Annotated in this window: 6 protein-coding genes; 4 read left to right on the top strand and 2 right to left on the bottom strand. The window is 73.4% G+C overall.

Annotated features, from left to right (window positions below; translation table 11 throughout):
• Nucleotides 1-149: 149 nt before the first annotated feature.
• The gene (locus tag ACWCSD_RS48685) at nucleotides 150-605 is read right to left on the bottom strand and encodes a hypothetical protein (RefSeq protein WP_449925991.1); all 456 of its coding nucleotides are present in this window, start codon (nucleotides 603-605) and stop codon (nucleotides 150-152) included.
• A gap of 73 nt (nucleotides 606-678) precedes the next feature.
• On the bottom strand, nucleotides 679-1,296 hold the full coding sequence (locus ACWCSD_RS48680) for a DUF4142 domain-containing protein (RefSeq protein ID WP_387669707.1): 618 nt from the start codon (nucleotides 1,294-1,296) through the stop codon (nucleotides 679-681).
• Nucleotides 1,297-1,384: 88 nt separating this feature from the next.
• On the opposite strand from ACWCSD_RS48680, the gene ACWCSD_RS48675 reads away from it, so the two are divergent.
• The 4 genes from ACWCSD_RS48675 (at nucleotide 1,385) to ACWCSD_RS48660 (ending at nucleotide 4,350) form a co-directional block, all read left to right on the top strand.
• Nucleotides 1,385-1,906, top strand: a complete 522-nt coding sequence (locus ACWCSD_RS48675; protein ID WP_449925988.1) for a carboxymuconolactone decarboxylase family protein — start codon at nucleotides 1,385-1,387, stop codon at nucleotides 1,904-1,906.
• 92 nt (nucleotides 1,907-1,998) lie between these two features.
• Nucleotides 1,999-2,403, top strand: coding sequence for a nuclear transport factor 2 family protein (locus ACWCSD_RS48670; protein ID WP_397156015.1), 405 nt, complete (start codon nucleotides 1,999-2,001; stop codon nucleotides 2,401-2,403).
• 109 nt (nucleotides 2,404-2,512) lie between these two features.
• Complete coding sequence (locus ACWCSD_RS48665) at nucleotides 2,513-3,169, top strand: CBS domain-containing protein (RefSeq protein ID WP_397156017.1); 657 nt, start codon at nucleotides 2,513-2,515, stop codon at nucleotides 3,167-3,169.
• Nucleotides 3,170-3,258: 89 nt separating this feature from the next.
• Nucleotides 3,259-4,350, top strand: coding sequence for a GAF domain-containing protein (locus tag ACWCSD_RS48660; RefSeq protein WP_449925983.1), 1,092 nt, complete (start codon nucleotides 3,259-3,261; stop codon nucleotides 4,348-4,350).
• Nucleotides 4,351-4,382: the final 32 nt, after the last annotated feature.

The raw sequence follows: 4,382 nt of genomic DNA, 5'->3' as shown, positions 1-4,382 counted from the left end.
GCCATCGTGCCAGAGCCCGGCCGGGTCGTCATCCGCGTCCTTGCGCACCGGGCGGGCGCATCGGGCGGGCGCGGAGGGCGGACTACCGGGCGCGCGACACGCGGGCGCACCGGGCAGGTTCGGTGGGGAGCCGGGCCGGCTGGGAGGGGTCAATGGTGTCGCGGGGTCTCAAGCTCGCCGCCCAGGCGGCCGCGTAACCGTTCCAGCAGGTCGGCCGTGGCGACGACGACCCAGCGGTCGCCGACCAGGTACGCGCCGCCGTACGCCTGGGCGATGTCGAGCCAGTCTCGTTTGCCCTTGTCGGTGCTGAACGTCACGATCGTCAGGCGGCCCTGCGGGGTGTCGCAGGCCGCCTGCCGCAGCTCGGCGGCGTCGGTCTGCAGCTTCCCGGCGGGGCAGCCGAGCAGGGTGGTGAGCTGTTTCATGTCGCCGGCCGGCACCTTCGGCGCGACGGCGACGGCGGGGGCGGGGGGAGCGGCGCCGTGGTGGTGCGCCGGCTGCCCCTGGGGGACGGGGGCGGCCGCGCACCCCGCCAGCAGCGCGATGCCCAGGGCGGCGATCGCCTGCCGCGGCGCGCGGACGGGTGCTTCGAGGGGTTCGGGCATGAGGTCGGTGTTCCGCCGGAGTGTCGATGGGATCGGTCCCCCGTGGGAAGACGCGCTTCCAGGGGCCGGCAGGTCAGGAGGTGGGCGGGGCGGGGGACGGGAGCGGGGGCTCGGGGAGCTGGTTGTGGTTCACCAGGCCGGTCGATTCGAGGTACGTCATGTGGCGCATGACGAAGTTGATGCCTTCCTGGGCGAACTTGCGGATCTCGGCGTTCCTGGTCCCGGCCCGGACGAGCGCCAGGGTGCCGAAGACCTTGCCGTGCGCGGCGCGCAGCAGGTTCGCGTAGTCCTGGTCGAAGGCCGGGCCGCTCTCGGCCGCGAGCTGGGCCAGCCAGCGCTGCTGGTCGGGGTTGGGCTCGTCGGGCAGGGCGACGCCGAGCCTGGCCGCCGTGTCGCGGGTCATCTGGTCCAGCTTCTGGTGCTCGCCCATGATCTGCTTGCCGACCTGCTTGACGCGCTGCGACTGGGCGCGGGTGGCGGCGTACTCGCCCGCGGGCATCTCCCACAGGCCCGCCTGCCGCACCTTGATCAGCAGGTCGACGTCGGCGGCCGAGAGGGGGCCCGAGGGCGTGAGGGTCCGTTGCGCGTCCGCGGGGTCGATCGACGGAGGCAGGATCAGCAGGATCGTCGCCGCCGCCGCCGCGACAAAGCCGCCCAGCATGAACATCTCACCGCGCAAGAGCCTGTGCATGCTCGAAGGTACGCGGGCCCGACGGATCCGGTTCAACGGATCCGGGACCGGTTTCCTGCATACCCCCTATGGGTATAGAGTGCGCCGTATGAGACGTCTTGAACCGCTCGTTCCCGAGAAGGCCCCCGAGAAGTCCCGTCAGATCCTGGACGACATCGTCGCCAGGCACGGCAGGGTGGGTGACATGGTGTCCACGATGGCCCACTCGCCCGCCCTGCTCCAGGGATATCTGGACTTCTCCCGGGCGATGAAGCGGGTGAAGATCCCGCGCGCGCTCAGCGAGAAGATCTCCCTGGCCGTGCAGGAGTGGATCGGCTGCGGCACGTGCCTGGCCGCGCACACCGAGGGGGCGCTGGCCGCCGGGCTGAGCGAGGCCGACGTCGCGCTGGCCCGCCAGGGCACCTCGGCCGACGCGCGGGAGGCCGCCCTGATCGCGGTGGCGGTGCGGGTGCTGGTCGAGCCGTCGTCCATCACCGACGAGGAGGTGGCGGGGCTGCGCTCCCTCGGCTGGAGCGACCGGGTGATCGCCGAGGTCGTCGGCCTGGTCTCGCTCAACCTGCTGACCGGGGCGTTCAACCTGCTCGTGGGGAACCAGCCGGAAGAGAACTAGGCCAGGAGCGCGGTCGTGATGTACTGGCCCATGGCGATCGGCGTGCGACCGGCCCCGGTTCCCGCACGCCCCGGCGACGGATGGAGGACGACATGACCGCGCACGAACCGGCGGCATCCCCGCAGCGGCACCACCGGGCCCACACCGACGCGATCGACGCCTTCATCGCCGCCGCCAACGCAGACGACCCCGACCACCGCTCCGCGCTGCTCAGCCGTGCCCTCGCCGCCGACGTGGTGTTCTGGGGGCCGCTCGGCCGCGGGTCCGGCCGGGGCGCGGTGGCCGACTTCGTCACCGAGGTGGTGCAGGGCTACCGGGCCGGCGGCTGCCGCATGGTCCGGACGACGTCCGTCGACGCGCCGCACGAGTGGGCCCGGTTCGGCTGGCGCTTCGAGGGGCCCGACGGCGCCACCGTCCTGTCGGGCACCGACATGGTGCACCTCACCGCCGCCGGCGACATCGACGAGATCGTGGTCTTCGCCGGCCCGCTGCACTGACACCCGCTCCCGCCGTCCAGGACCTAAGCCCCTCGCCCGCGGGACGTTCGCCGCTGCCGCCACCGCCCCCGCGCGCGGGACCGTGGAGGCGGAAAGCGAGGTGGCGATCATGTCGATCGAGGTCAAGGACGTCATGGGACGCGTGGCGATCGCGGTGCTGGAGCACGCGTCGTTCGCCGACATCGTGGCGGCGATGAAGCGGTACGCGGTGGGCGCGGTCACCGTGATCGACGCCGACCGGCGGCCGGTGGGCGTGGTGTCGGAGGACGACCTGCTGCTCAAGGAGACCGGCCGGGCCCGGCACGCCGTCTCCGTCCTCGACTCGCGGGCGCGGCGGCAGGAGCAGCGCAAGGCCGCCGCCGTCACCGCCGCCGAGCTGATGACGTCGCCGGCGGTCACGGTCACCCCGGGCATGCCGGTGCGCGAGGCGGCCAGGATCATGCACGCCCGGCGGATCAGGCAGCTCCCGGTGATCGACCCGGTCACCGGACGCGTCGTCGGCACCCTGCACCAGCGCGACGTGCTGCGCGTCTTCACCCGCCCGGCCGCCGAGCTGGAGGCGGACGTCAGGGCCGTGCTCCCGCCGGACGGCACGTTCGCGGTCGCGGTCGACGCCGGCGTGGTCACGATCACCGGCAGGGTGGCGACCCGCGCCCGGGCCGCCGCGCTGACGGAGGCGGTCCGGGCGGTGGAGGGCGTCGTCGACGTCGTGACCGAGCTCGAACGCGACCGGGACGACCTGTTCACCGTCCCGCCGCTGCTGTAGAGGCGGACGGGCCCGGCGGGCTGATTCCGGCGGCGAGGGCACTTGCTGGGACACTGAACGGTATGTCGGAAAGTGAGCAGCGTAGCCTGATGCCCCAGATGCGGCTCGACGAGCTGCTGGCCGAGCTGCAGACGAGGCTCAACGCCGTCCTCGCCACCCGCGACCGGGTGCACGCGCTGCTGGAGGCCGTCGTCTCGGTGGGCAGCGACCTCGACCTGGAGACCGTGCTGCGGCGGATCGTCGAGACGGCCACCAAGCTGGTGGACGCCAGCTACGGGGCGCTCGGCGTGGTCGGCGAGGAGCAGACGCTCGTCCAGTTCATCCCGGTCGGGTTGAGCGAGGAGGAGATCGCCCGGATCGAGCACTGGCCGCACGGGCTGGGCCTGCTCGGCCTGCTGATCAAGGACGCCCGCCCGCTGCGGCTGGGCCGCATCTCCGACCACCCCGAGTCCTACGGCTTCCCGCCCGGCCACCCGCCGATGGGCACCTTCCTCGGCGTCCCGGTGCGGGTGCGCGACGAGGTGTTCGGCAACCTCTACCTGACCGAGAAACGCGGCGGCGGCGACTTCGACGAGGAGGACGAGGCCATCGTGATCGCCCTGGCCACCGCCGCCGGCGTCGCCGTGGAGAACGCCCGGCTGTACGAGGAGTCGCGCCGGCGCGAGACCTGGCTGCAGGCATCCTCGGAGATCACCACCAGTCTGCTGTCCGGCGCCGGCTCGCGCGAGGTGCTCACCACCATGGCGGCGCGGGCCCGCCAGATGACCGACGCCGACCTGGTCCAGGTGCTGCTGCCCGACCCGTCGGGCGGCACGCTGACCGTCGACGTGGCCGAGGGCGAGGGCGCCGACGAGCTGCTGGGGATGGCGTTCGACGTCTCGGCCACCCTGGCGGGGGAGGCGTTCACGCACGCCGAGCCCCGGTCCGAACGCGACCTGCCGGGCACGCCCTACCCCGACTCGCCGCTGCGGCGGCTGGGCTACGGCCCCGGCCTGATGGTGCCGCTGGGCGCCGCCCCCCGCGTGCGCGGCGTGCTCATGCTGGCCAAGCGCGGCGGGCGGCTGCCGTTCAGCGGGGCCGACCAGCAGATGCTGGAGTCGTTCGCGGGGCAGGCGGCGATCGCGCTGGAGCTGGCCGAGGCCCGGGTTCTTGCCGGGCGCGGCCTGGGAGCCTGGTCCTAGTCTCCAGGTTTGATCAGCGCCGCCTCGTACGC

Source organism: Nonomuraea sp. NPDC001684, from assembly GCF_053596515.1.
The sequence above is the reverse complement of the archived record's forward strand: the minus strand, read 5'-3'. Positions and strand labels throughout refer to the sequence as shown.